Annotated in this window: 22 protein-coding genes and 1 pseudogene; 13 read left to right on the top strand and 10 right to left on the bottom strand. The window is 67.9% G+C overall.

Features of this window, described 5'->3' with window-relative positions:
* Positions 1-112 precede the first annotated feature (112 nt).
* The 9 genes and pseudogenes from AB0L57_RS09215 to AB0L57_RS09175 form a co-directional block, all read right to left on the bottom strand.
* Positions 113-406, bottom strand: coding sequence for a hypothetical protein (locus AB0L57_RS09215; RefSeq protein ID WP_364959221.1), 294 nt, complete (start codon positions 404-406; stop codon positions 113-115).
* 411 nt (positions 407-817) lie between these two features.
* Positions 818-1504: pseudogene (locus tag AB0L57_RS09210) on the bottom strand (Clp protease N-terminal domain-containing protein); the annotation flags it as partial.
* Positions 1505-1556: 52 nt separating this feature from the next.
* Positions 1557-2654 (bottom strand): FAD-dependent oxidoreductase, encoded by a 1098-nt coding sequence (locus AB0L57_RS09205; RefSeq protein ID WP_364959219.1) that lies wholly within the window; start codon positions 2652-2654, stop codon positions 1557-1559.
* A gap of 106 nt (positions 2655-2760) precedes the next feature.
* Positions 2761-3651 carry an RNA polymerase sigma-70 factor gene (locus tag AB0L57_RS09200; RefSeq protein ID WP_364959218.1) on the bottom strand — a complete coding sequence of 297 codons (891 nt, stop codon included), beginning with the start codon at positions 3649-3651 and terminating at the stop codon, positions 2761-2763.
* Positions 3652-3711: 60 nt separating this feature from the next.
* The gene (locus tag AB0L57_RS09195; RefSeq protein ID WP_364959216.1) at positions 3712-3993 is read right to left on the bottom strand and encodes a hypothetical protein; all 282 of its coding nucleotides are present in this window, start codon (positions 3991-3993) and stop codon (positions 3712-3714) included.
* Between the two features lie 116 nt (positions 3994-4109).
* Complete coding sequence (locus tag AB0L57_RS09190) at positions 4110-4541, bottom strand: hypothetical protein (protein ID WP_364959214.1); 432 nt, start codon at positions 4539-4541, stop codon at positions 4110-4112.
* 144 nt (positions 4542-4685) lie between these two features.
* Positions 4686-6161, bottom strand: coding sequence for an ATP-binding protein (locus tag AB0L57_RS09185; RefSeq protein ID WP_364959212.1), 1476 nt, complete (start codon positions 6159-6161; stop codon positions 4686-4688).
* A gap of 12 nt (positions 6162-6173) precedes the next feature.
* Positions 6174-7847, bottom strand: a complete 1674-nt coding sequence (locus AB0L57_RS09180; RefSeq protein WP_364959210.1) for an FAD-dependent oxidoreductase — start codon at positions 7845-7847, stop codon at positions 6174-6176.
* Positions 7848-7926: 79 nt separating this feature from the next.
* Positions 7927-8124: a hypothetical protein gene (locus AB0L57_RS09175; protein ID WP_364959208.1), complete on the bottom strand. Its 198-nt coding sequence runs from the start codon at positions 8122-8124 to the stop codon at positions 7927-7929.
* Between the two features lie 256 nt (positions 8125-8380).
* On the opposite strand from AB0L57_RS09175, the gene AB0L57_RS09170 reads away from it, so the two are divergent.
* Together AB0L57_RS09170 and AB0L57_RS09165 are read left to right on the top strand one after the other, a co-directional pair.
* On the top strand, positions 8381-8830 hold the full coding sequence (locus AB0L57_RS09170) for an SRPBCC family protein (RefSeq protein WP_364959357.1): 450 nt from the start codon (positions 8381-8383) through the stop codon (positions 8828-8830).
* A 76-nt stretch (positions 8831-8906) separates the two neighbouring features.
* Positions 8907-9596, top strand: a complete 690-nt coding sequence (locus tag AB0L57_RS09165; protein ID WP_364959207.1) for an SIMPL domain-containing protein — start codon at positions 8907-8909, stop codon at positions 9594-9596.
* A 75-nt stretch (positions 9597-9671) separates the two neighbouring features.
* Here AB0L57_RS09165 and AB0L57_RS09160 read toward each other — a convergent pair whose 3' ends face one another.
* The gene (locus AB0L57_RS09160; RefSeq protein ID WP_364959204.1) at positions 9672-10721 is read right to left on the bottom strand and encodes a beta-ketoacyl-ACP synthase III; all 1050 of its coding nucleotides are present in this window, start codon (positions 10719-10721) and stop codon (positions 9672-9674) included.
* Between the two features lie 261 nt (positions 10722-10982).
* On the opposite strand from AB0L57_RS09160, the gene AB0L57_RS09155 reads away from it, so the two are divergent.
* From AB0L57_RS09155 to mnhG, 11 genes are all read left to right on the top strand, one after another.
* A complete protein-coding gene (locus AB0L57_RS09155) occupies positions 10983-11255 on the top strand; it encodes a GlsB/YeaQ/YmgE family stress response membrane protein (protein WP_364959202.1) in 273 nt (90 codons plus the stop codon).
* A gap of 149 nt (positions 11256-11404) precedes the next feature.
* A complete protein-coding gene (locus AB0L57_RS09150) occupies positions 11405-12121 on the top strand; it encodes a phosphatidylserine decarboxylase (protein ID WP_364959200.1) in 717 nt (238 codons plus the stop codon).
* Positions 12118-13014, top strand: a complete 897-nt coding sequence (locus tag AB0L57_RS09145; RefSeq protein WP_364959198.1) for a phosphatidylcholine/phosphatidylserine synthase — start codon at positions 12118-12120, stop codon at positions 13012-13014. The genes AB0L57_RS09150 and AB0L57_RS09145 overlap by 4 nt, the downstream gene beginning before the upstream one ends.
* Positions 13015-13053: 39 nt before the next feature.
* Complete coding sequence (locus tag AB0L57_RS09140; RefSeq protein WP_364959196.1) at positions 13054-15258, top strand: AAA family ATPase; 2205 nt, start codon at positions 13054-13056, stop codon at positions 15256-15258.
* A 49-nt stretch (positions 15259-15307) separates the two neighbouring features.
* Positions 15308-16642, top strand: a complete 1335-nt coding sequence (locus AB0L57_RS09135; RefSeq protein ID WP_364959194.1) for a hypothetical protein — start codon at positions 15308-15310, stop codon at positions 16640-16642.
* Between the two features lie 109 nt (positions 16643-16751).
* A complete protein-coding gene (locus AB0L57_RS09130; protein ID WP_364959192.1) occupies positions 16752-19607 on the top strand; it encodes a Na+/H+ antiporter subunit A in 2856 nt (951 codons plus the stop codon).
* Positions 19604-19987 (top strand): Na(+)/H(+) antiporter subunit C, encoded by a 384-nt coding sequence (locus tag AB0L57_RS09125; RefSeq protein WP_025353198.1) that lies wholly within the window; start codon positions 19604-19606, stop codon positions 19985-19987. Before AB0L57_RS09130 ends, AB0L57_RS09125 begins: the two co-directional genes overlap by 4 nt.
* Positions 19984-21600, top strand: a complete 1617-nt coding sequence (locus AB0L57_RS09120; RefSeq protein WP_364959190.1) for a Na+/H+ antiporter subunit D — start codon at positions 19984-19986, stop codon at positions 21598-21600. The genes AB0L57_RS09125 and AB0L57_RS09120 overlap by 4 nt, the downstream gene beginning before the upstream one ends.
* Complete coding sequence (locus AB0L57_RS09115) at positions 21597-22121, top strand: Na+/H+ antiporter subunit E (protein ID WP_364959188.1); 525 nt, start codon at positions 21597-21599, stop codon at positions 22119-22121. Before AB0L57_RS09120 ends, AB0L57_RS09115 begins: the two co-directional genes overlap by 4 nt.
* A 68-nt stretch (positions 22122-22189) precedes the next feature.
* Positions 22190-22450, top strand: coding sequence for a monovalent cation/H+ antiporter complex subunit F (locus AB0L57_RS09110; protein ID WP_364959186.1), 261 nt, complete (start codon positions 22190-22192; stop codon positions 22448-22450).
* Positions 22447-22803 carry a monovalent cation/H(+) antiporter subunit G gene (gene mnhG / locus AB0L57_RS09105; RefSeq protein WP_364959184.1) on the top strand — a complete coding sequence of 119 codons (357 nt, stop codon included), beginning with the start codon at positions 22447-22449 and terminating at the stop codon, positions 22801-22803. The genes AB0L57_RS09110 and mnhG overlap by 4 nt, the downstream gene beginning before the upstream one ends.
* Positions 22804-22813: the final 10 nt, after the last annotated feature.

The raw sequence follows: 22813 nt of genomic DNA, 5'->3' as shown, positions 1-22813 counted from the left end.
GACCGAGGGTGTCTGGGAACCCGGTCTCACCGTCCCGACCTAGCACTCACCGGTCGAGAGTGCCAGGACCCTTTTTAGCACTCGCAGGTATCGAGTGCAAGGTATTCCGAGGTTACGTATCGTCGGTGACCCGCAGCGCCAATGCCACGAAGGCGTCGGTACGGCGCTCCTCGGGACTGCGTGGTTCCCCGCGTTCGACGGTCACCTGCTCGGCGTCGTGGAGCAGCAGCTCCGCCTCGATGCGCATGATCGCGCGAATGAACGGTGGCGCCACTTCCGGCGGCAGATCGCCGTTGACGATGTAGCTGCCGTCCTCACCGTCCTCTGTCTCGACATAGGACAGCGCGCGCAGGAGATCTGCGCGCGGCTCCCCCGCGATCAGGTCGGAATCCGCTCCACCCGCCATAGCAATATCGTATCCGGACCACCGGTCACCTCATCGGCCCCACAACTGCGCAGCCGTATCGGCCGACGATCGCAGGCGGCCATGCCGCATGCCGATCCCGGCCGCCACCGGGCCGATCGCACCCGCGCGGCCACCCGCGACACGGACGTTCCCGGGCGACTTGCCGGACGGGCCGGGGGTGGCCGGAACACCGTCGCCCGGCACACCGAGAATTGCGGGCGGCATCAGCGACTACGGCGTCGGGGGCACCTGAGGCCGCGGCGGCGTCGGGGGCTGCGGCGGCACCGGAGGCTGGGGCGGCACCGGAGGTACCTGCACCCCGGGTGCGACGGGTGGCACCTGAGGCCCGGATGCGGCGGGCGGTCGCGGCGAGACCGGCGGGTCGACCGGGTTCGGCGGCATGAAATCGGCGAGCTGGGCGGCGATGTCGCGTTCCATATCGGCCTTGGTCAGACCGAGACCGGACAGCACACCCGCACCGTCCTCCTGTTCCAGCAGAGCCAGCAGCAGATGTTCGGTGCCGATGTAGTTGTGCCCGAGCCGAAGCGCTTCCCGGAAGGTCAGTTCGAGGGTTTTGCGCGCGGCCGCGGTGTACGGAATGAGCTCGGGCACCTCGGCATCCGCCGACGGCAGGGCCGCGGTGGCCACGCGATGAACCGCATCGAGACTCACCCCTTTGGCGATGATGGCGTGGGCCGCCAGCGCCGTGGATTCGGACAGCAGCCCCAAGATCAAGTGCTCGGGCTGGATCTCGGCATTGCCGGCACGGCGTGCCTCCTCCATCGAGGCCACCACCACATTGCGAGCACGTGGGGTGAAGCGGGCGAATCCGGCGTTCGGATCCATCGCGGCCTCACCCGGTTTGGAAACGAATCGCTTCTGCGCCGCCTGTTTGGTGACGCCCATACTCTGTCCGATATCGGTCCAGGAGGCGCCCGAGCTGCGGGCCTGGTCGACGAAGTGACCGATCAGATGATCGGCCACCTCGCTCATGTGTCCCGCGACCACGACGGCCTCGGACAGCTGCTGGAGCACGTCGTCGGGGCGGGCGAGTTTGATGCCGTCGATCAGATCGTCGAGGCGAATGCGTGATGTCATTCGTCAACGATAGGTTGACTATAAGTCGATAGTCAACCGGAAGTTGACGTCATTATCGGCGAGCCGTCCGGCTCGCGCCGCGCACGATCAGTTCCTTGATCAGGGCCGCCGGGCGACCGGTCAGCGCGCGCGGGGCGGGCACGTCGTCGGCGCGCACGAACTGCACCACCGCATCGCGACGGCCCAGGCTGATGCACTGCAGGACATAACGGAACCGCAGTTCGTCCGGCCGTGCACCGCGCATCCGGGCGAGTGCCGCCGACGCCGCCCGGGCACCGGTCGGCAGCGCCGTCGCACAGGCCATTCGCAGTTCGCGACCACCGGGACCGGCGATCGCCGCACAGTCGCCCGCGGCGTAGATGTGCGGATCGGAGGTGCGCAGCGTGGCGTCCACCAGGACGCGTCCGTGCGAGTCGACCGCCAGACCGGCGCGGGCGGCCAGGTCGCCGGTCGTGAAACCGGTTGTCCACAGCACGGTTGCGGCCGCAATCCGGTCGCCGTCCGCGGTTACCAATCCGGTGGGCGTGACCTCGACGACCTTGACGCCGGTGCGCACCTCCACCCCGAGGCGGCCCAGTGCGGTGGCGATACCCCGCTGCGCGCGACCGGACAGCCAGTGCCCGGGTTGCTCCGAACTCACCAGCGCCACCGACAGTTCCGGATGGGCTTCGGCCAGTTCCGCGGCCGTCTCGATACCGGTCGCACCACCGCCCACGACGGCCACCTGCCCCGCCAACGGTGGTAGTGCGGCGACATCTTCCAGCGTCGCGATCGGATACGCGTTCTCCCGCACCCCCGCGACGCTGTCCACGTCCGCCGCGCTGCCGAGCGTGTGGATCAGTGTGTCGTATCCGAGCACGGTGGCGTCGGCTAGCGAAACCTGTTGCGCTGCGGCATCTATCGAGATCACACGCCCCTGGACGAACTGCGCCCCCTTGCCTTCCAGCAGGGTCCGCAGGTCCCACCTCGGAATCGCCTGACCGGCGGCCAGTTGATGCAGGCGCACCCGCTCGACCAGCTCGGTGCGCGCGTCCACGACCGTGATCAGGGCGCCGTGCGGGCGACGGCAGAGTGTGCCCGCCGCCGCCAGTCCGGCATATCCGGCTCCCAGGACGAGGATGCGATGCGGTGCGGTCTGTTGCTCGGTCATGGGTGACTCCTTTCGAGGCCGACACCCTTCAGACCGGACAGCCCACCGATCCCTGACAATCCCGCGCTGTGTGCCGTGTCACGTGGCGGGCAGATCACCGGGTTCGCTACGCGTTTCGCACCGCCGCCCGGCCGAAATAGGCGAGTTTGTCGGGGTTGACGATCAGCCGGACGGCCGAAATCCCCTCGGCGCCACCGTCGACCGCGCCGATCAGGAGCATCTGCCCCGACACGCGGGCCACCGCCGCCGGTGCGCCGTTGACCTCCTCGACGGTCAGTTCGAGGCCCTCGACGTCGCGGTGGAACAGGCCCGACAGATAGCGAGCAACCCTGGCCGCGCCGGTGATCGGATGGCGTGCGGCGGTCATCTTGCCGCCACCGTCGGCGACCGATACGACATCGGCGGCGAACATCGACTCCAGTGCCGCGACGTCACCGCGCCGCGCGGCGGACAGGAAGCGCTCGAACAGTTCTCGCGCACGGGCGGGTTCGGCGTCGAAACGCGGGCGCTCACTGCGCACGTGCTGCCGGGCCCGGCGATACAGCTGCTGGGAATTGGCCTCGCTCACCTCGAGCATGTCGGCAATCTCGCGGTGGGCGTAGCCGAACGCCTCGCGCAGCACGAACACCGCGCGCTCGGCCGGTGACAAACGTTCGAGCAGGGTCAGCACCGCCAACGACACCAGCTCGCGTTGCTCGGCCGATTCCATCGGGCCCAGCTCACCGCCCCCGGTCGGCACCGGTTCGGGCAACCAGGGACCGACATAGGCTTCGCGGCGGTTGCGCGCCGAATCCAGCCAGGTTCGGCAGAGATTCACCACGACGGTGGTGAGCCAGGCCTCCGAGGAGCGGATCTCCTCGCGGTCGGCGCCATCCCAGCGCAGGTAGGTCTCCTGTACCGCGTCCTCGGCATCACCGGCCGCACCGAGCATGCGATAGGCGAGGGCGAACAGACGCGGGCGGTGGCGTTCGAATTCGGCCAGCCCCGTGTCGTCCATTCGCCTCGTCCTCCCGATCGCCATACCTGTCGATCAGCCCCGCGCATCGAGACGTTAACGCTACCCGCCGGTAGCTCCCGGGTCGTGGTTCGGCCACGGGATGTGCGGCAGCGTGATTCGCGGCGCCGCGGTCTCGGTCGTCGGTGCCGGACTCGGCGAAGTGTTGCGGCGCAGACCCGCACCGTCCTCGGGGACGGTCGTGGTGCCGGCCGGGCGGCAGCAGGCGGGCTGCGTATCCGCGGGGTCCGGACCGGATGCCGTGAACCAGACAACCACAACTGCCGCCGACACTCCCAGAACGACAAAGGTCGCCCCCAACCCGGCAACGATCTGTTTTCGCACGAGATCTCCCCTGCTCGGGCGCCGCGGGTGCCGCGGCGCGCACGAACACACTGCGGCACAACCCTTATCGATCCCGTATGGCAACCTGAAAGCGCAGTACAGCAGGTCGGCAGAGACTATTCGGTGATCATTCCGATGGCGACCGGCACGGGCTTGTCGGCCTCACTCTTGGCCAGACACATCAGTTTCGCGGTACCCAGCGCCACATTCGGGCTGCCATCGAACTTCGAACCCGGATTCTCCGCGAGGATGCGATCCATCAGCGACTTCTCGCCCTCCACATCCAATTTGCGGAATTCCTCGCAGGTGGTCCGGGAGGCCAGACCAACGGAACTGTCCGACTCCGTGGTGGGGGACGCCACTTCCGGCGGCGCCGACGCCGGCGCCGAACTGGGCGACGGCGCGGCGGGAGCCGACGTGGCGACGGCGGAACCGTTCCGGCGCAAGCCGTTGGCGTCGGCGGCGGACGAGTGGTCGTCGCTACCGCAGGCCGTCAGGCCGATGACCAGCGCGCTGAGCGCTACGGTCGCCACGGTCAGTCGTTTCATCGTGCGTAACCCCCGTGTGGTCCGGCGACGCCGAATCTCCTCCGGCGCGAACACCGGATCTCCTCCGGCGCGGCTCGCAGCGTACCGGCCATACCGGCGATTGAAAACCCAGCCCACACCGGGCCGCGAATCGAATTGCGGGGCTCAGGATCCGGTCTCGGCGGCCTGCGCATCCCGGCCGGCGGGGGTCAGTGGGAGACGGACGATGAACCGGGTGTCACCGGGCCGGGACTCCACCCGGATGTCGCCACCGTGCTTGTTCACCACGATCCGGAACGAGATGTCCAGTCCCAGACCGGTGCCCTCACCGACGGGCTTGGTGGTGAAGAAGGGTTCGAAGATCCGATCCCGCAACTCCTCCGGCACACCGGGCCCGGTGTCCCCGATCTCCACTGCGGCGCAGTCGTTTTCCCGGTAGGTGCGAATCACGAGGGTGCCGGTACCCGACATCGCGGCCACCGCGTTGTCGATGAGGTTGGTCCACACCTGATTCAATTCGGCCGCGTAACAAGGCACTTCGGGCAGAGCGTGATCGTATTCCTTGATCACCGTGACGCTGTCGCCGATCTTGCGGGCCAGCATCACGAGTGTGGAGTCGAGCAGCTCGTGGATGTCGACCACCTGGAACGGCGCCCGGTCCATCTGCGAATACTGTTTGGCCGCGTGGACGAGCGCGGAGATCCGCCCGGTCGAATCGGTGATCTCGTTCATCAGCAGTTCGGTTTCGACGGTGTAGTTCAGCCAGCGGATCGCCCCCTCGAACACACCGCGGTCGCATTCACCGAGGGTGCCCGACACCCGCTCCATCCAATCGATGTCGAAGCCGGCCTGGACGAAGTTCGGCGCCAGATCCCAGCCGCCGTCGATACCGTGATCGGCCAGCCAGTCACCGAGTTCGTCCTCGCGGTCGGCGGCCTCCATGGGAGTCAGGACCGGAGCCTTGGCGACCTGGGTGGCGGCCTCCTCCTGCAACTGCACCAACGATTCCAGAGTGGCGGAGTCGAATTTTCCGTGCGCCATCATCTTGAGCTTGTGCCGCATGCCGGCGACCCGATCACGCAGTGACGAGGTGGCCCGGACCGCCGCGGCGGCCGGATTGTTCAGCTCGTGGGTGAGCCCGGCCGACAACGATCCCAATGCCAGCAGCCGCTCGCGCCGGCCGATGATCTCGTTGGTGTTGCGGTTACCGAAGAACACGCCTTCGAGCAGATGCAACGCCATCGGGAACCATTCCCGCATCATCTGCGCGAAGGTGTCCGCGGCCAGGACGAAGAACTTCGACGGTTGTGTCACCGTCAGCGAACCGGTGTAGTTCCGGTCGGCACGATCGCCCATGTAGGCCGTCCACGCGCCCGCGTACGAACCGCGATGATCGGTGCGTACCAGCTCCAGATCCTCGCCCGCGGACATCTTGGACAACACGACCTCGCCGGCCATCAGCACGTAGAAGCAGGTGGCCTCCTCGCCCTCGCGATAGACCGGCCCGGGTTCGAAAAATTCGACCCGGCCCTCGCGGCACAGCCAGGCGAGCTGTTCGTCGTCGAGTTTCTCGAACAGGAACAGGGTGCGCAGTTCCTCGGGGTCGCAGAGCGTCCCGGTACCGGTCACGTTGTCGGTCACAGCACCCACCTCCTACTGTTTGGCGAGATAACGGTGGACCAGCATGACCGCCATCGCGCCCTCACCGACCGCGGAGGCGACCCGCTTCGCCGATTCGGAGCGCACATCGCCCGCGACGAAAACGCCGGGGATGCTGGTTTCCAGATGGTGTGGGGCACGGGACAATTCCCAGCCCGGTGGCCGAGCGCCGTCGACGACCAGGTCCGGGCCGGCCAGCAGGTACCCGGCCTCGTCGCGGACGAGAAGTCCGTCCAGCCAGTCGGTTTCGGGCGCGGCGCCGATGAACAGGAACAGTCGTTCGGCGCCGACCTTTTCCTCGGTCCCGGCGACGTTGTTGCGCAACACGATTCGTTCCAGGTGATCGCTGCCATCCGCGGCGATCACCTCGGTGTCGGTGTGCACCTTGATATTCGGGATCGCCTCGATCTGCTGGATCAGGTAGTGCGACATCGACTGTTCCAGCGAGGCGCCACGCACCAGGATGTGCACCGAACCGGCCTGCCGGGACAGGAACACCGCGGCCTGACCCGCCGAGTTCGCGCCGCCGACGATGTAGACGTCGCGATCGGCGCAGTCGGCGGCCTCGGTCATCGCCGAGCCGTAGTACACGCCGCGGCCGGTGAAATCGTCCACGCCGGGTGCGGGGTGGTGGCGGTAGTTGACGCCGGTCGCGATCAGTACCGAGTGCGCGCTGACGCACGAACCGTCGCCGAACAGCACCCGCCGCGCCGAACCACACACCTCCAGACCGACCACCTCACGAGCCGTGATGAGTTCCGCACCGAATTTGACGGCCTGGCGGCGGGCCCGATCGGCCAGCTGCGCGCCGGAGAGGCCGTCGGGAAAACCGAGATAGTTCTCGATGCGCGAGCTCTGCCCGGCCTGGCCGCCGGTGGCGGTGCGCTCCACCAGCACCGTCCGCAATCCCTCGGAGGCTCCGTAGACAGCGGCACCGAGTCCGGCCGGACCGCCGCCGATGACGATCAGGTCGTAGAACTCGCCGCTGGGATCGGTACTGAGTCCGACACATCCGGCCAGCTCACTGTCCGATGGCGACAACAGCACATTGCCGCTGGGATCGATGACCACCGGGCACTGTTCGGGATCGGCCCCGGCGGCCTCCAACAGCCGCCGGCCCTCCGGATCGTCGGCCAGATACCAGCGGTACGGCAGCTGGTTGCGGGCCAGGAATTCGCGTACCTCGGAACCGCGCGCGGACCAGCGATGCCCGATGATCTTCGTTTCGTGCACCGGGCGGCGGTCGTCACCTCGCCAGGATTCCAGCAGTGCGTCCACCACCGGATACAACTTCTCCTCCGGCGGATCCCAGGGCTTGAGCAGATAGTGGTCGAGATCGACGACGTTGATCGCATCGATCGCGGCGTTGGTGTCGGCGTATGCGGTGAGCAGTACCCGCCGCGCGTAGGGATGCAGGTCGATCGCGTGTTCGAGGAACTGGATACCGTCCATGCCCGGCATCCGGTAGTCGGCGATCAGCACCGCGACCGGCTGGCCGCGCAATTTCAGCTCGCGCAGCACCTCGAGTGCGGAATCTCCGGAGTCCGCGCGCATGATGCGGTAGTCCGCACCGTACCGCCGCCGCAGATCGCGGACCACGGCCCGGGAGACGCCGGGGTCGTCGTCGACGCTGAGGATTACCGGTTTGACGGCAGCTGGTGATGTCACATCGAAAAGTATGAGCGTCCGGCGGACAGGTTGCCGATGTTGTTCGCTGAAAGGTTGTTCGCTACTCGCGGCACCGCGATCACACCTGCCTGTGCTGGACCAGATCGAGCTCGCTCGGGGTCAGCAGTCGTTCCAGTCGTTCCTCGCGTACGGCACGGTCGCGACGGGATCGACGACCGTGCTGACGGAACGGCGTCACCGCCGACGGGGATTCCGAATCCGGTAGTAGCGGAACCGATTCCGCCTGACGGCGGTGAAGGATGGTTCGAATATTCACGGCCGATCACCTCACGGGACGTTAAAGCCTTGGCTCCAGTCGGTTGCTTCGTTGCCTGCCGTATGTCTATCCGCCATTGTGCGTCCGGTATTACGTGAAGCGAAACCGATCACATCAGAATGTGATCTAGTTGATCTTCGGCAACATAGTGGCGTCGCTCACACATTCACCGGTCCGGCAGCCCGCACTAGAATTGACTGTAACCGGCGGTCATACTTTCATCGACCCCATTACCGTGACGATCTCGGAGGCAGTGTTGCCGAATCCCCTGGAAGCCACCATCGATATCGCCGCCGCACCCGAGCGGGTCTGGGCGGTGGTCTCCGACCTGTCTCGCATGCCCGAGTTCAGCCCGACCACGCTGCGGATGATCCCGCTGGGTACACCGCGCGCCGGAACCTGGACCATCAACGTCAACAAGGTCGGACGCAAGATCTACCCGACCACCTCGCGCATCGTCCGGTACGAGCCGAATCAAGCCTTCGCCTTCCGCATGAACGAAAACAGCACCGTGTGGAGTTACACCCTCGAGGCCACCGATTCCGGAACTCGGGTCACCGAACGCCGTGATGTTCCCAACGGCGTGACCAAACCCGTTCGGGTGATGATCGACAAATTGCTCGGCGGCGAACAGCAATTCGAGAGCGATCTGGTAGCGGGCATGAACGACACCCTCGGCCGGATCAAGAGCGCGGCCGAGCGCTGACCCGCGCCCGGCCTGACGATCGACCGGTTCGGCGCGCCCGCAGACAGATCGCCACCGACCGCGTAGTTTGCCCGTCATGCGACGATTCACGGGCATTGTGGCGGTGATCGCGGGGGCGACCTTGCTGCTGAGTGGTTGCGGCAGTTCGGATTCGGACTCCGCACGCGAGGTGACGGTGGTGGGGACCGGACAGGTGCGCGGGGCGCCGGACACCCTCAACGCCGACGCCGGTGTCGAGGTGACCGCGCCGGATGTCTCCACCGCGATCGACCAGGCCAACGACAAGGCGAAGGCCGTCACCGACGCCATGGTGACCGCGGGCGCCACACGCGAGGACATCCAGACCACCGATGTCTCGGTGCAACCGCAGTACGGGCCCGATCGCAATGTCACCGGATATACCGCGACCAATACCGTGCACGTCGTGGTCCGCGACCTGCCCAAGGCCTCGGCGATCCTGTCCGCGGCGGTGCGGGCCGGCGGTGACGCCACCCGCATCCGCGGCGTCTCGTTCGCCCTGGACGACAATTCGAAACTGCTCGCCGATGCCCGGGCCGGCGCGTTCGCCGATGCCAAGGCGCGGGCGAATCAATACGCCGTGCTGTCGGGGCTGAAACTGCAGGATGTGAAGACCATCAACGAGACCCGCAGCGGTGAATCGACCGCACCGCAGGCCAAGGCGCAGTTCGCGATGCCGGATGTGCCGTTGGAACCGGGACAGCAGACGGTGACCTTCACCGTGACGGTCACCTGGACCATGGGCTGACGGTTTAGCCCACGACGGGGCGGGCCCGGCCGGTGTGAACCGGCCGGGCCCGCCCCGTGTTCGTGGAGTCGGCGCCTATTGCGCGGTGCCGGCCGGCGACTGCCAGTTGGGCAGCTTCGCCACCTGCGCGGCATAGGACAGCCCGGCGCCGAAGGCGACCAGCAGTGCCGCGGCGCCCGGTTTGCTCTCGCCGGACCGCAATACCGCTTCCATGGCCAGCGGGATCGAGGCCGCCGAGGTGTTGCCGGTCTCCTCGATGTCGTTGGCCAGCGCGCAATTGGCCGACAACTTCAACTCACGCGCCATGATCTCGATGATGCGGCCGTTGGCCTGGTGCGGAATCATCGCGTCGATCTCGCCGGCGGTCAGGCCCGCACGCTCGATGGCGTCCAGGCAGACCTTCTTCAACGAGTGCGCGGCCCAGCGGAAGACCGCGGTGCCCTCCATCGCGAGGTAGGGACGCACCGCGTCGAGGCCCCGCTCATCGATCTCGCCGAAGAACTCCATCCAGTCCTTGTCCTGACGGATGGCATGGTGCTGTTCTCCGTCGGAGCCCCAGACGGTCGGGCCGATACCCGGTTCGTCGGACGGGCCGACGATCACCGCGCCCGCGCCGTCGGCGAACAGGAACGCGGTGCCGCGATCGGCCGGGTTGATCGCATCGGTGAGTTTCTCGACGCCGACGACCAGCACATGTCCGGCGGTCCCGCCCTTGACCAGATCCGAGGCGAGCGCCAGGGCATGGCAGAAACCGGCGCAGCCGGCCGAGATATCGAAGGCCGCCGGATGGTTCATACCCAGTTCGGTGGCGATCTGCGGTGCGGCCGCCGGGGTCAGCAACAGCCACGTGGAGGTCGCCACGATGACGCAGTCGACCTGTTCGGGGGTGATTCCGGCGGCCGCGATGGCATCGCGAGCCGCAGCGGCACTCATCGTGACGATCGTCTCGGATTCGGAGGCGAACCGCCGCGTCCGGATGCCCGAGCGCGTCCGAATCCATTCGTCACTGGAGTCGATCGCTCCGGCGATCTCCTCATTGGTTACGACCCGAGCCGGGCGGTACACGCCGAGCCCGAGCATCGCCGTGTGCTCCACCCCGGTGATCTGGGCGAGTCGAGCAGCCATCTCGCATCTCCTCTGTACCTGGTTCGACGCACGTGCGAGTCGAACGTTGCTTCATCCCCCCAGGGCCGGCACTCGCAGGTGCGGACCTGCGATCCATTGTCCTACGAGCGCGTAGACATGAGGCCCCCTCATATTAGCCGGAATGCTAACCCCCAGGGTGGGTATTGTCACAATCGAAGGGTGTATCACCGGCTCGCCGATCGGTAGGGATACCGAAACCCGGGCGACCGGTCCATTCCGACGAGTGTCCTGGAGGTCACCATGCTCGGTCTCGGAATCATCGGCTGGATCATCATCGGTGGATTGGCGGGCTGGATAGCCAGCAAATTCATGGGCACCGACGCCCAGCAGGGCATCCTGCTGAATATCGTCGTCGGTGTCGTCGGCGGACTGATCGGCGGCTTCATCCTGCGCCTGTTCGGCGTCGACGTGCACAGCGGCGGCTTCTTCTTCAGCTTCCTGACCTGCCTCGGCGGCGCGGTCATCCTGTTGTGGCTGGTGCGGCTGGCCACGGGACGCAAACGCGTCGGCTGAGCGCGGACCGTCCGCTTCGCGCGGCGCGGCGGTCCATCCGGTCCGGTCCGATCGCGACCACGCCACGGTGATGCACCGTCCCGTAAGGTGTGAGCGCGGTCCCTGGAGCAGTCCGGACCGACAGTCGTCCGCGCACGAAAGAGGAGTCAGTGGCCCGCCGTCCCACCCCGCCCGGTACGCCCGAACGTACCGGGCTCGGTCATGTCGCCGACCTGGTCCGCGCAGCCGTTCCACCGCTGCATCCCGCCGGCCTGCCCTTCGTGGCAGCACCGCTGGCAGTCGCGGTCGTGGGCGGGCGGCGCCGCTGGTTGCGCCGTACCGGGTTCGCCGCGGCCGCGGCCTGCGCCGCCTTCTTCCGGCACCCACACCGGGTTCCGCCGAATCGGGCGAATGTCGTGGTCGCACCGGCCGACGGAGAGGTCGCGCTGGTCGACAGCGCGGTCCCACCGGCCGAGCTGAACCTCGGTGACGCCCCGCTGCCACGGGTGAGCATCTTCCTGTCGGTCCTGGACGTGCACGTGCAGCGCACCCCCGTCTCGGGCACCGTGCGCACCATCGCCTACCAGCGCGGCCAGTTCCGCTCGGCGGATCTGCCGGAGGCCAGTTCGGTCAACGAACGCAACAGCATGGTCATCGAGACCGCCTCGGGGCAGTTGGTCACCGTCGTGCAGATCGCCGGACTGCTGGCCCGCCGCATCGTCTGCGATGCCAAGGTCGGCGACGGGCTGAGCATCGGTGAGACCTACGGGCTGATCCGGTTCGGGTCCCGGGTCGACACCTACTTCCCGGCCGGAACCCAACTGCTGGCCGAACCCGGCCAGCGCACGATCGGCGCGGAGACGGTACTGGCCGAACTGCTGACATGATCGAGAACACCGTGACCGAACACGGTCGCCGCCGCCGCACGATCCGCCTGCTGCCCAGCATCGTGACGATCATGGCGCTGTGCGCCGGACTGTCGTCGGTGAAATTCGCCCTGGACGGTTCCCTCGACATCGCACTGGCGATGATCGGCGCGGCCGCCGTCCTCGACACCCTGGACGGCCGGCTGGCCCGGATGCTGTCGGCCACCACCAAGATCGGCGCCGAACTGGATTCACTGGCCGACGCCATATCCTTCGGTGTCGCACCGGCATTGGTGCTCTACGTGACCGCGCTGCGACAGGACAGCGTGGGCTGGATCATCGCGCTGATCTACGCGGTCAGCATCGTGCTGCGGCTGGCCCGGTTCAACACGATCATGGACGACGACAACCGCCCGGATTGGGAGCGCGAGTACTTCACCGGTGTGCCCGCGCCCGCCGCCGCGCTGATCGCACTGCTGCCGATCGCGATGCAGAGCCAATTCCACAGCGGCTGGTGGAACACCTTCCCCGTGGTCGCCGCGTGGACGGTGTTCGCGGCGCTGCTGGCGGTGAGCACCATTCCGACCCTGGCGATGAAATCGGTCTCGGTGGCACCACAGGCGGCGGCGCTACTGCTGGTGCTGGTGGCGCTGACCGCCGCGGCCCTGATCACCTATCCGCTGATTCTGCTCATGGTGCTGATCGGGTTGTATCTGGTGCACATTCCGTTCGCGTGGCGCTCGCAGCGCTGGGTGGCGGCACGGCCGGAGACCTGGCATCACAAACCCTCCGAACGCCGGGCACAACGCCGGGCCGATCGGCGGCGGCCCACCGTCGGGGAGTCTCGTGTGCGGCTGCGGCGGCCCACCATCGGGGAAGCCCGGCTGCGGTTGCGCCGGCCGGGGGGTCGCTGAGCCCCGCATCCGGGAAGGGGCACAGGCAGAATGGCAGACGTGCCTGAATTGTCGCTGACCGCTCGCCTCAACCGCTCGGCCGCCGATGCGCGGCGCGGAGTGGTCCGCCTGCATGCCGAGGCGCTGGCGGCGCTCGGACTGCGGGAGTGGGACGGGATCAGCGTATTCGGCTCCCGGCGGACGGCCGCGGTGGTCGGTCGCGCGCCCGCGGATACGCCGGCGGGCGTGGCTCTGCTCGACGATGTGACGCTGTCCAATGCCGGGATCCGCGAGGATGCCACGGTGGTCGTCGCGCCCGTCACCGTGTACGGCGCCAAGCACGTGTCGGTGACCGGATCGGCCGCGGCGCAGGGCGCGATCGCGGAATCCACGCTGCGGCAGGCACTGCTGGGCAAGGTGGTGACCGTGGGGGACGCGGTATCGCTGCTGCCCCGCGATCTCGGCCCCGGCACCAGTTCCGCCGCTGCGACACAGGCGCTTTCGCGTACGTTCGCCATCGCGTGGACCTCGGAACTTCTCACCGTGACCGCCACCGATCCGGGTAGCGGTCCGGTGAGCGTGCAGCCCAACAGCGCGGTGGTGTGGGGTGCGGCCGCACCGGCGGCCTCCTCCTCACACGATCCGCGCGGCGCACTGGAACCGGATCGGCCCGGCAGCCGGATGCTGATCCGGGAACGCCCCGCACCGGTCCCGGTGGCCGATCTGGCCGGGGTGCGCGCGCCGGCGGCGAAACTGTCGGAATGGCTGAGCCTGGCCCTGGACGAGCCCGAACTTCTCCGGACGCTCGGCGCGCCACCGCATTTGGGGGTGCTGATCACCGGACCGGCGGGGGCCGGCAAGGCCACCCTCGCGCGCGCGGTGTCGGCACCGCGGCGGATCGTCGAACTGGACGGCCCCACGGTAGGCGCCGCCGAGAGCGGGGCCCGCCTGCGCGAGGTCGCGCTGGCGGTCTCGGAAATCTGTTCCGGCGCCGGCGGAATCCTGTTGATCACCGATATCGACGCACTGCTGCCGGTGAATCCGGAGCCGGTCGCCACCCTGATCCTCGATCAGTTACGGGCCGCGGTCGCCGCCGCCGGAGTCGCATTCCTGGCCACCACATCCCACCCCGCCGACGTCGACACCCGTTTGCGCGCACCGGATCTCTGCGATCGCGAGGTGGCGCTGACACTGCCGACCGCCGCGATCCGCGCGGAACTGCTGCAGCAGCTGCTGCGCAATGTACCGACCGTGGACCTGGAGTTCGAGGAGATCGCCGCCCGTACACCGGGTTTCGTCGTCTCCGATCTCGCCGCGCTGTGCCGGGAGGCCGCTCTGCGCGCCGCCTCCCGCGCCAGCCACGACCACACCGACCCCGTCCTCACCCAGCCCGATCTGCTCGGCGCGCTCGAGGTGATCCGGCCGCTGTCGCGTTCGGGCACCGAGGAACTCGCGATCGGCAGCCTGAGCCTCGACGATGTGGGCGATATGGCCGAGACCAAACAGGCCCTCACCGAGGCGGTGCTGTGGCCACTGCGGCACCCGGATTCCTTCGCGCGCCTGGGGATCGATCCGCCGCGCGGCGTGCTGCTCTACGGGCCGCCGGGCTGCGGGAAGACCTTCCTGGTCCGCGCGCTGGCCGGTAGCGGTCAGCTCAGTGTGCACGCGGTCAAGGGCGCCGAACTGATGGACAAGTGGGTCGGATCGTCGGAGCGCGCGGTACGCGAGTTGTTCCAGCGCGCCCGGGACTCCGCGCCGTCGCTGATCTTCCTCGACGAGGTCGATGCCCTGGCGCCGCGGCGCGGGCAGAGCAGCGACTCCGGGGTCGGCGATCGCGTGGTCGCGGCGCTGCTCACCGAACTCGACGGGGTGGAGCCGCTGCGCGATGTGGTGGTGGTCGGCGCCACCAACCGGCCCGAGCTGATCGATCCCGCCCTGCTGCGTCCCGGTCGCCTCGAACGCCTGGTCTTCGTTCCGCCGCCCGATGGCGAGGGCCGCGCCGAGATCCTGCGTACCGCAAGCCGTTCCGTTCCACTGGGCGAGGATGTGGATCTCACCGCCATCGCGGCCGAACTCGACGGCTACTCCGCCGCCGACTGTGCCGCCCTGTTGCGTGAGGCCGCGCTGGCCGCGATGCGCCGCGATGTGGACGCCGCCACGGTCGGCGCCGCGGATCTGGCCGCCGCGCGCGCCACGGTGCGACCGTCCCTGGACGCGGCTCAGGTCGAATCGCTGCGTGACTATGCCGAGCGCCGCGCCCTCTGATCCGGCAGGTCTGCCCCGCAACAGGCCCGATCGCGGGTACTTTCGGCTGGTGCGCCTGCAGCGCGAGATTCTGGAGATGATCACGGCGGCTGTGGCCACCCTGGTCGCCGGACTGTCGTTGATGCTGCCCAGCGGCTTCCACTGGACCTCGCCGACCTCGGTACTGCAACTGGACATGCTCGCGGCCAGTCAGCCGCGCGCGGTCGCCGCGGGGTCCATCATCGCGCTGATCGTGGCGGTGTTCGCCACCACGGTCAACCATGCCCTGGCCGCCTGGGGTGCGGCGCTGTGCGGGGTGACCGTGCTGTTCGTCACCCATCTGGTATCGCATTTCAACCCACCCGCCATCGCACCGGCGACGCTGAACTACCTGGACGCGCTGTCAGGCGGGATTCTGCTCGGCGGCATCGCGGTCGCGGTGATGCGCGGCTGGTTGCAGGTGTTCGGCTGGACCCTGGGTGCCCTGTCTGCGACTGTTTTCGGTCAGCTCGGCTCGACCTCGACAGGCGCCCTGCGCGGCGGCGTGACCAGCCCCCCAGGATGGTCGACGAACTCGCTGCCGCCGCTGTGGCTGATCATCGTGACCCTGGTGCTCGTCGCCGCGGGGACGATCGTCAATCGACGGCTGGACACCGTCGAGCGACGCTCGGTGGAACTGCCGATGGCACCGATCGTCGCGGGTCTGATCTACCTGCTCACCGAACTCTTCGGCGCCCAGTGGCTCGGCCGCCACGCCGACAGTGCCGGACATATCGCCGCGGCGGTGGCGCTGACCGTGGCCGCCGCCGTGGTGGCGGCGCTACTGCTCCCACGTCGCGACGGGGTGCTCATCCTGCTGACCGCCGCGGGGACGGCGGTGGGTGGCGCTCTCGTGCCCGCGCGATTGTCGGTGTGGGCGGTGGCGCCGCTGCTGCTGGCGATCGCGGTCGGCCTGGTGGCGGGATTCCGGCGCCCCGCGCCGATGGTGGCGATGACGATAATCGCGGCGACGGCCCTCTACTGCGCTTTGTTCGCCGAGCATCGGCTCGACTCCAACATGCATGCCACGATCCTCGCCGGGTTGCTGGCCCTGACGGGTGGTTACAGCTTCGGCAGTGCCGCACCGCGATACAACCCCACCCGGGTATTCGGTGTCGCCGTCGTATTCATGCCCACGGTGGTGACCACACTGCGCGACCATCTGAGCCGCCCGAAATGTGTGATTGATCCCGATTACCAGTATCTGTGCCCCACCCCCGAACAGCACACCCAAACGCCCTATTGGGCCGCGGTGGGAACCGTCGCGGGCTGCGTTGTAGGACTGCTCGCCCTACGTTTCTGGCGGCGCCCCGTCGCCTCCGGGGAGGTCTCCGCCGACGGCGATACCGCGGTAGCCGACATATAGCCATTGCCTCTGGAGGCCTCCGGTATCGGCCGGTCGTGGCCACGAATTCACCGAGTCAGCAGTAGGATCGACCGGGCCAACACCCCGCCGCCGACCGACGGAGTGACGTTTGCTCGCTGTTCTGCTCGCCCATGCCCTGGCCGCCCTGCTCGCACCCCCCGCTGTGCGCGTATTGGGCAGGCGTGGGTTCTATCCGATCGCCTTGGCCCCCCTCGCGGGCCTGATATGGGTGATCGCCAACTGGAACAGCGGCACCGAGGTGCACATCGAATGGGCGCCCGAGATCCACATGGATCTGGATCTGCGCCTGGACAGCCTGGCCTCGATCATGTCGGTACTGGTGCTCGGCGTCGGCGCGCTGGTACTGGCCTACTGCGCCGAGTATTTCGACGACGACGATCGGGCCCGGCTCGGAATCTTCGCCGGATACCTGGTGGCCTTCGCCGGCGCCATGTTCGGTCTGGTCGTCAGCGACAACATGCTCGTGATGTTCACCTTCTGGGAACTGACCACGGTGCTGTCGTTCCTGCTGGTGGGCCATCACGCCGAACAGAGCGTCGGACGGCGCGCGGCATTGCAGGCGCTACTGGTCACCGGCGCCGGCGGACTGGCGATGCTGGTCGGCGTGGTGCTGCTCGGCCAGCGGTGCGGCAGTTATCTCCTCTCGGACGTGGTGGCCCGGGCCGATCCGCACGACTGGTCGACCGGAGTGGCGGCGGTGCTGCTCCTGATCGGCGCACTGAGCAAATCGGCGATCGTGCCGCTGCACTTCTGGTTGCCCGGCGCGATGATCGCCCCCACACCCGTCAGCGCCTACCTGCACGCCGCCGCGATGGTGAAGGCCGGTATCTATCTCGTGGCGCGACTGTCCCCGGGACTGGCCGAGACCCCGGTGTGGCATCCGATCGTGTTCACCCTCGGCATCCTGTCGATGGTGCTTGCCGGCCTGCGCTCGCTACAGGTCTACGACCTGAAACTCGTGCTGGCGTTCGGCACCGTCAGTCAGCTCGGATTCCTGCTGGTACTGGTCGGCACCGGCACGCCGGAGGCGGCCCTGGCCGGCGCCGCGCTCCTGGTGGCGCACGCCCTGTTCAAGGGTTGCCTGTTCATGGTGGTCGGCATCATCGATCACAGCGCGGGCACGCGTGATCTGCGCCGGTTGTCCGGGCTCGGCCGCCGCGCACCGGCCCTGTGCGCGATCGCGGTGACGGCCGCGCTGAGCATGGCCGCGATCCCGCCACTGTTCGGATTCGTCGGCAAGGAGAGCGCGTTCGCGGCGGAACTCGATGCGGACAACCTGAGCAGCCCGGTCAAGCTCGCCGTCACCCTCGGCATCGTGATCGGCTCGATGTTCACCGTCGGCTACACCACCCGGATGATCTGGGGCGCCTTCGGCACCAAACGTTCCACCGAGGGGGTGTCCGAACCGGAACCGCCGTGGCATCGCCCGACGTGGTTGTTCCTCGCGCCGCCGGCGGTACTGGCGGCCGCATCGCTGGCCACCGGACTCGCGTCGCCGTGGATGGATCGGCTGCTGTCGCCCTACGCACGCACGCTCGGACCACTGGACGCGCATCTGGCGCTGTGGCACGGCTGGGGCACACCTCTGACGCTGACACTGATCGCGATCGCCTGCGGTCTGGTGCTGTTCGAGATCCGCGACCGTATCGGCGAATCGGTGACACCACGCCTCGGCAACGCCGACCGGGTCTACGACGCCACCCTGCGCGCGATGGATCAACTCTCGCTGCGCATGACCGGTGCGACCCAGCGCGGTTCACTGACCCTGAACCAGGGCTTGATCCTGGTCACCGTCGTGGTGTTACCGCTGGTGATGCTGTTCGCCGGTGCGCGGGCTCCGATTTCGGTGCGCGCCTGGGATTCCGGACTGCAGCTGGTGATCGGCGCGGTGATGGCATCGATGGCGCTGGGCGCCACCGTGATGCGCAATCGACTCGCCAGTGTGCTGCTGGTGGGCGTCACCGGATACGGCTGCGGTGTGCTGTTCGCACTGCACGGCGCCCCCGATCTGGCACTGACCCAATTCCTGGTCGAGACACTGACTCTGGTGATCTTCGTGCTGGTGCTGCGCAAGTTCTCCGCGGAGATCGAAACCGACCGCACCGCGGCGCTGAAGGTACGCCGCGCGATCCTGTCCGTCGCGGTCGGCGCGGCGGTGGTGATCGTCGCCGCCTTCGCCATCGCGGCCCGCAGCGCCGAGCCGATCTGGCATCGAATCCCCGCGGCCGCATACAACTTCGGCGGCGGCAAGAACGCGGTGAACGTCCTGCTGGTGGATATCCGCGCCTGGGACACCCTGGGCGAGATCTCGGTACTGCTGGTCGCCGCCACCGGTGTCGCCTCGCTGATGTTCCGCAGTCGCCGGTTCGGCACTCTGCCCCGGGTGTCCGACGCGCCTGGTTACAACCCCGATCCGGACCGGTCGTACTGGCTGCGGGCCAGTCCGCTGGTGGCCCCGCGGCATCGCTCGATGGTGCTGGCGATGACCACGCGCATGCTGTTCCCGACCATCATGGTGCTGTCGGCCTACTTCTTCTTCGCCGGGCACAACGCACCCGGCGGTGGTTTCGCGGGCGGGCTCACCGCCGGGCTGGCACTGGTTCTGCGCTATCTGGCGGGCGGGCGCTACGAACTGGCCGAGGCGCTGCCGGTGGACGCGGGACACGTGCTGGGCGCCGGGCTCACGCTGTCGGCCGGCACCGCGACCGGATCGCTGCTGCTGGGCGCACCGCCGCTGTCCTCGGCGATCATCGAGGTCACCCTGCCGGTGCTGGGGCACATCAAATTCGTCACCGCCATGCTGTTCGACCTCGGCGTGTATCTGATCGTGGTGGGCCTGGTGCTGGATGTCCTGCGCAGTCTCGGCGCCCGGCTCGACACCGAATTCCTCGGTGACGCCGCGACTTCCGGACCGATGCCCGCGGTGAAGGGAGACAGGCGATGAGCGCGAACATCACCATGCTGGCCCTGATCGGGATCATGGTCGCCTGCGGGGTGTACCTGGTGCTCGAACGCGCGGTGTCGAAGATGCTGCTGGGACTGATCCTGTTCGGCAATGCGGTGAATCTGCTGATCCTGACCCTCGGTGGTCCGGACGGGCGCCCGCCGATCATCGGTGAATCCGATCGGCGCCACCACGAAACCGCCGATCCGCTGGCACAGGCGATGATCCTCACCTCCATCGTCATCACGATGGGCCTGGCGGCCTTCGTCCTGGCCCTGGCCTACCGGGCCTTCGCCCTGACCACCACCGAACGGGTCGAGGACGACCCCGAGGATGTGAAGGTCGCCGCGCAGCGCGAAGGCGAGGATCCCGAACAATGACCTTGTCCACAGGCCTGCTGCCCGTACTGTGCCCGCTCCCGGTGCTGATTCCGTTGCTCACCGCGGCCGCGACATTGATCGTCGGCCGCAAGGAACGGGTACAGCAGGTGATCTCGATCGCCGCACTGACCGCCGTGGTCGCCATCTCCGGGGTGCTGCTGTATCTGGCCGATCGTGACGGCATGGGCGCGGTCCAGGTCGGCGGCTGGGACACCCCGATCGGCATCACCCTGGTGGTCGACCGATTGTCGGCGGGCATGCTCCTGGTGTCGTCGATCGTGCTGCTCGCGGTGCTGATCTTCGCGGTCGGGCAGGGTATCAGCGACGGCACCGAACGGCAGCCGACCTCGATCTTCCAGCCGACGTATCTGATTCTGAGCGCGGGGGTTTCGATCGCCTTCCTCGCCGGTGACATGTTCAATCTGTTCGTCGGGTTCGAGGTGCTGCTCGCGGCCTCGTTCGTACTGCTGACGCTGGGCGCCAGCGCCGACCGGGTCCGGGCCGGGGTGTCGTATGTGATGGTCTCGATGGTGTCGTCGCTGATCTTCCTCACCGGTATCGCACTGGCCTACGCGGCGACGGGCACCCTGAACTTCGCCGACATGTCGGTCCGGATGGCGACCGTGCCGCTGGGGACGCGTAGTGCGATCTGCGCCGTCCTGCTGGTGGCCTTCGGGATCAAGGCCGCGGTGTTCCCGCTGTCGAACTGGCTGCCCGATTCCTATCCGACCGCTCCCGCGCCGGTCACCGCCGTGTTCGCCGGTTTGCTGACGAAAGTCGGTGTGTACGCGATCATCCGGGTGCACGCACTGCTGCTGCCGGGCACCACCTTCGACTCTGTGCTGCTGGTGTGTGGCCTGCTCACCATGGTGATCGGCATCCTGGGCGCGATCGCGCAGAGCGATATCAAGCGACTGCTGTCGTTCACCCTGGTCAGCCACATCGGCTATCTGATGTTCGGGGTCGGATTGAATTCGATCGGCGGCACCACCGGAACGGTCTTCTACGTGGTGCACCACATTCTGGTGCAGACCACGTTGTTCCTGGTGGTGGGCCTGATCGAACGTCAGGCGGGCTCGGCGTCGCTGAGCCGGCTGGGCGGGCTGCTGGCCGCCAGCCCCGCGCTGGCGCTGCTGTTCGGCATTCCGGCGCTGAATCTCGGTGGTATTCCACCGTTCTCGGGTTTCATCGGCAAGGTCCGCCTGCTGCAGGCCGGTGCCGCCGACGGCAGCGTGCTGTCCTGGATTCTGATCGCCGGTGCCGTGATGACCAGCCTGCTGACCCTCTATGTGATGGCCCGGGTGTGGAGCAAGGCGTTCTGGCGGCCGCGGGTACAGGCGCCGGAGGGCGCGCTGGCACATGCCGCTCCCTCCGCGCTGATCGACGAATCCACCGATGTGCTGTTCGACGACCGCGACGATCCGGGCCGGATGCCGCGCCTGATGGTGGCGCCGACGGTCGCGCTGATCGCGGTGGGCCTGGCCCTGACCGTCTTCGCCGGGCCGATCCTGAACATCTGCCGGCACGCCGCCGAGGACCTCAACGATCCGCATCGGTATCTGGAAACCGTTCTGGGGCCGCCGGCCACGTGGCAGTCGGGAGGTGACCGATGAGCCGGGATCTGGCGGTCCGGATCGGGGTGCTGATCTGGCTGGCGGTGGTCTACACCGCACTGTGGGGTACCGCCAGTGCGGCCAATCTCATCGGCGGCCTGGTGATCGGCGTCCTGATCATGGTGTTGCTGCCGTTGCCCCGGGTACCGGTGAAGGGCGGGCTACATCTGCTGCCGCTGCTGAAAGTGGTTGTGCTGACCGCGTATTACGCGGTCGAATCCAGCTTCCAGATCGCCTGGTTCGCGGTGCGCCCGGCCGGTGCGCCGGTCTCCGGGGTGCTGCGGGTGCGGATGGCGATCGACTCGGACCTGGTGCTGGTGTTGTGCGCCGACGTGCTCAACCTGATTCCGGGCACGATGGTGCTGGAGCTGGACCGCACGGCCGGGCTGGCCTGGGTACACGTCCTCGATGTCGGCAGCGAGGCGGCGGTGGAGAAGTTCTATCGCATCACCCGGCAACTGGAAGGGCTGTTGATCAGTGCCTTCGAACGACGGGGCGAGGAAACACAGGAGGCAGGGTGAGTGACAATCGCGCAGCCACTCACCCTTGCCGACCGGGTGCGGGTGTCCCGCAAACAACAGGAGGCGTCATGACCGTCGTCGCGATCATCGCGGGGGTACTGCTCGGTATGGCGGCCGTGTTCACCTCCTACCGGGTACTGGCTGGGCCGGGCACGCTGGACCGCGTCGTGGGTATCGATTCACTGGTCTGTATCGCGGCGGCCGGGCTGGCGGTGTGGGCCGCGTACAGCGACGACACCGCGGTGGTGCCCGGCATCGTCGCATTGGCGCTGGTCGGATTCCTGGGTTCGGCCGCGGTCACCCGATACCGGGTCCGGGACGACCGATGAGCGCCCTCGACAGCGTGCTGAGCTGGGTGTCGTATGTGGCGATCCTGGTCGGCGGATTCCTCGCCGCGACCGCCGCCGTCGCCATCGTGCGCTTTCCCGACACCCTGACCCGGATGCACGCGGCGACGAAACCACAAGTCACCGGTCTGATTCTGATTCTCATCGGAGCGGCGATCCATCTGCGCGGTCATCCCAACGTCTGGATGCTGATGCTGACCGGACTGTTCACGCTGGTGACCGCACCGGCCATCGCTCATCTGATCGGCCGCACCGCCTACCGGGAACAGCGCCACCGCGATGGTCTGCTGCTGGTCAACGAGTTGGGCGACGAGGGTATCGACGACGAGGACTGAGCCGCGGGCA

The organism is Nocardia sp. NPDC052254 (assembly GCF_040679495.1).
Classification (GTDB): domain Bacteria; phylum Actinomycetota; class Actinomycetes; order Mycobacteriales; family Mycobacteriaceae; genus Nocardia.
Note: the sequence above shows the minus strand (reverse complement) of the source record. Positions and strands in the feature narration are given on the sequence as shown.

Bases quoted from the DNA above. Each gene is read 5' to 3' on its own strand.
- AB0L57_RS09215 (WP_364959221.1), bottom strand. From the start codon at position 406: ATGGCGGGTGGAGCGGATTCCGACCTGATCGCGGGGGAGCCGCGCGCA.
- AB0L57_RS09205 (WP_364959219.1), bottom strand. From the start codon at position 2,654: ATGACCGAGCAACAGACCGCACCGCATCGCATCCTCGTCCTGGGAGCC.
- AB0L57_RS09200 (WP_364959218.1), bottom strand. From the start codon at position 3,651: ATGGACGACACGGGGCTGGCCGAATTCGAACGCCACCGCCCGCGTCTG.
- AB0L57_RS09190 (WP_364959214.1), bottom strand. From the start codon at position 4,541: ATGAAACGACTGACCGTGGCGACCGTAGCGCTCAGCGCGCTGGTCATC.
- AB0L57_RS09165 (WP_364959207.1), top strand. From the start codon at position 8,907: ATGCGACGATTCACGGGCATTGTGGCGGTGATCGCGGGGGCGACCTTG.
- AB0L57_RS09160 (WP_364959204.1), bottom strand. From the start codon at position 10,721: ATGGCTGCTCGACTCGCCCAGATCACCGGGGTGGAGCACACGGCGATG.
- AB0L57_RS09155 (WP_364959202.1), top strand. From the start codon at position 10,983: ATGCTCGGTCTCGGAATCATCGGCTGGATCATCATCGGTGGATTGGCG.
- AB0L57_RS09145 (WP_364959198.1), top strand. From the start codon at position 12,118: ATGATCGAGAACACCGTGACCGAACACGGTCGCCGCCGCCGCACGATC.
- AB0L57_RS09125 (WP_025353198.1), top strand. From the start codon at position 19,604: ATGAGCGCGAACATCACCATGCTGGCCCTGATCGGGATCATGGTCGCC.
- AB0L57_RS09120 (WP_364959190.1), top strand. From the start codon at position 19,984: ATGACCTTGTCCACAGGCCTGCTGCCCGTACTGTGCCCGCTCCCGGTG.
- AB0L57_RS09115 (WP_364959188.1), top strand. From the start codon at position 21,597: ATGAGCCGGGATCTGGCGGTCCGGATCGGGGTGCTGATCTGGCTGGCG.
- AB0L57_RS09110 (WP_364959186.1), top strand. From the start codon at position 22,190: ATGACCGTCGTCGCGATCATCGCGGGGGTACTGCTCGGTATGGCGGCC.
- mnhG (WP_364959184.1), top strand. From the start codon at position 22,447: ATGAGCGCCCTCGACAGCGTGCTGAGCTGGGTGTCGTATGTGGCGATC.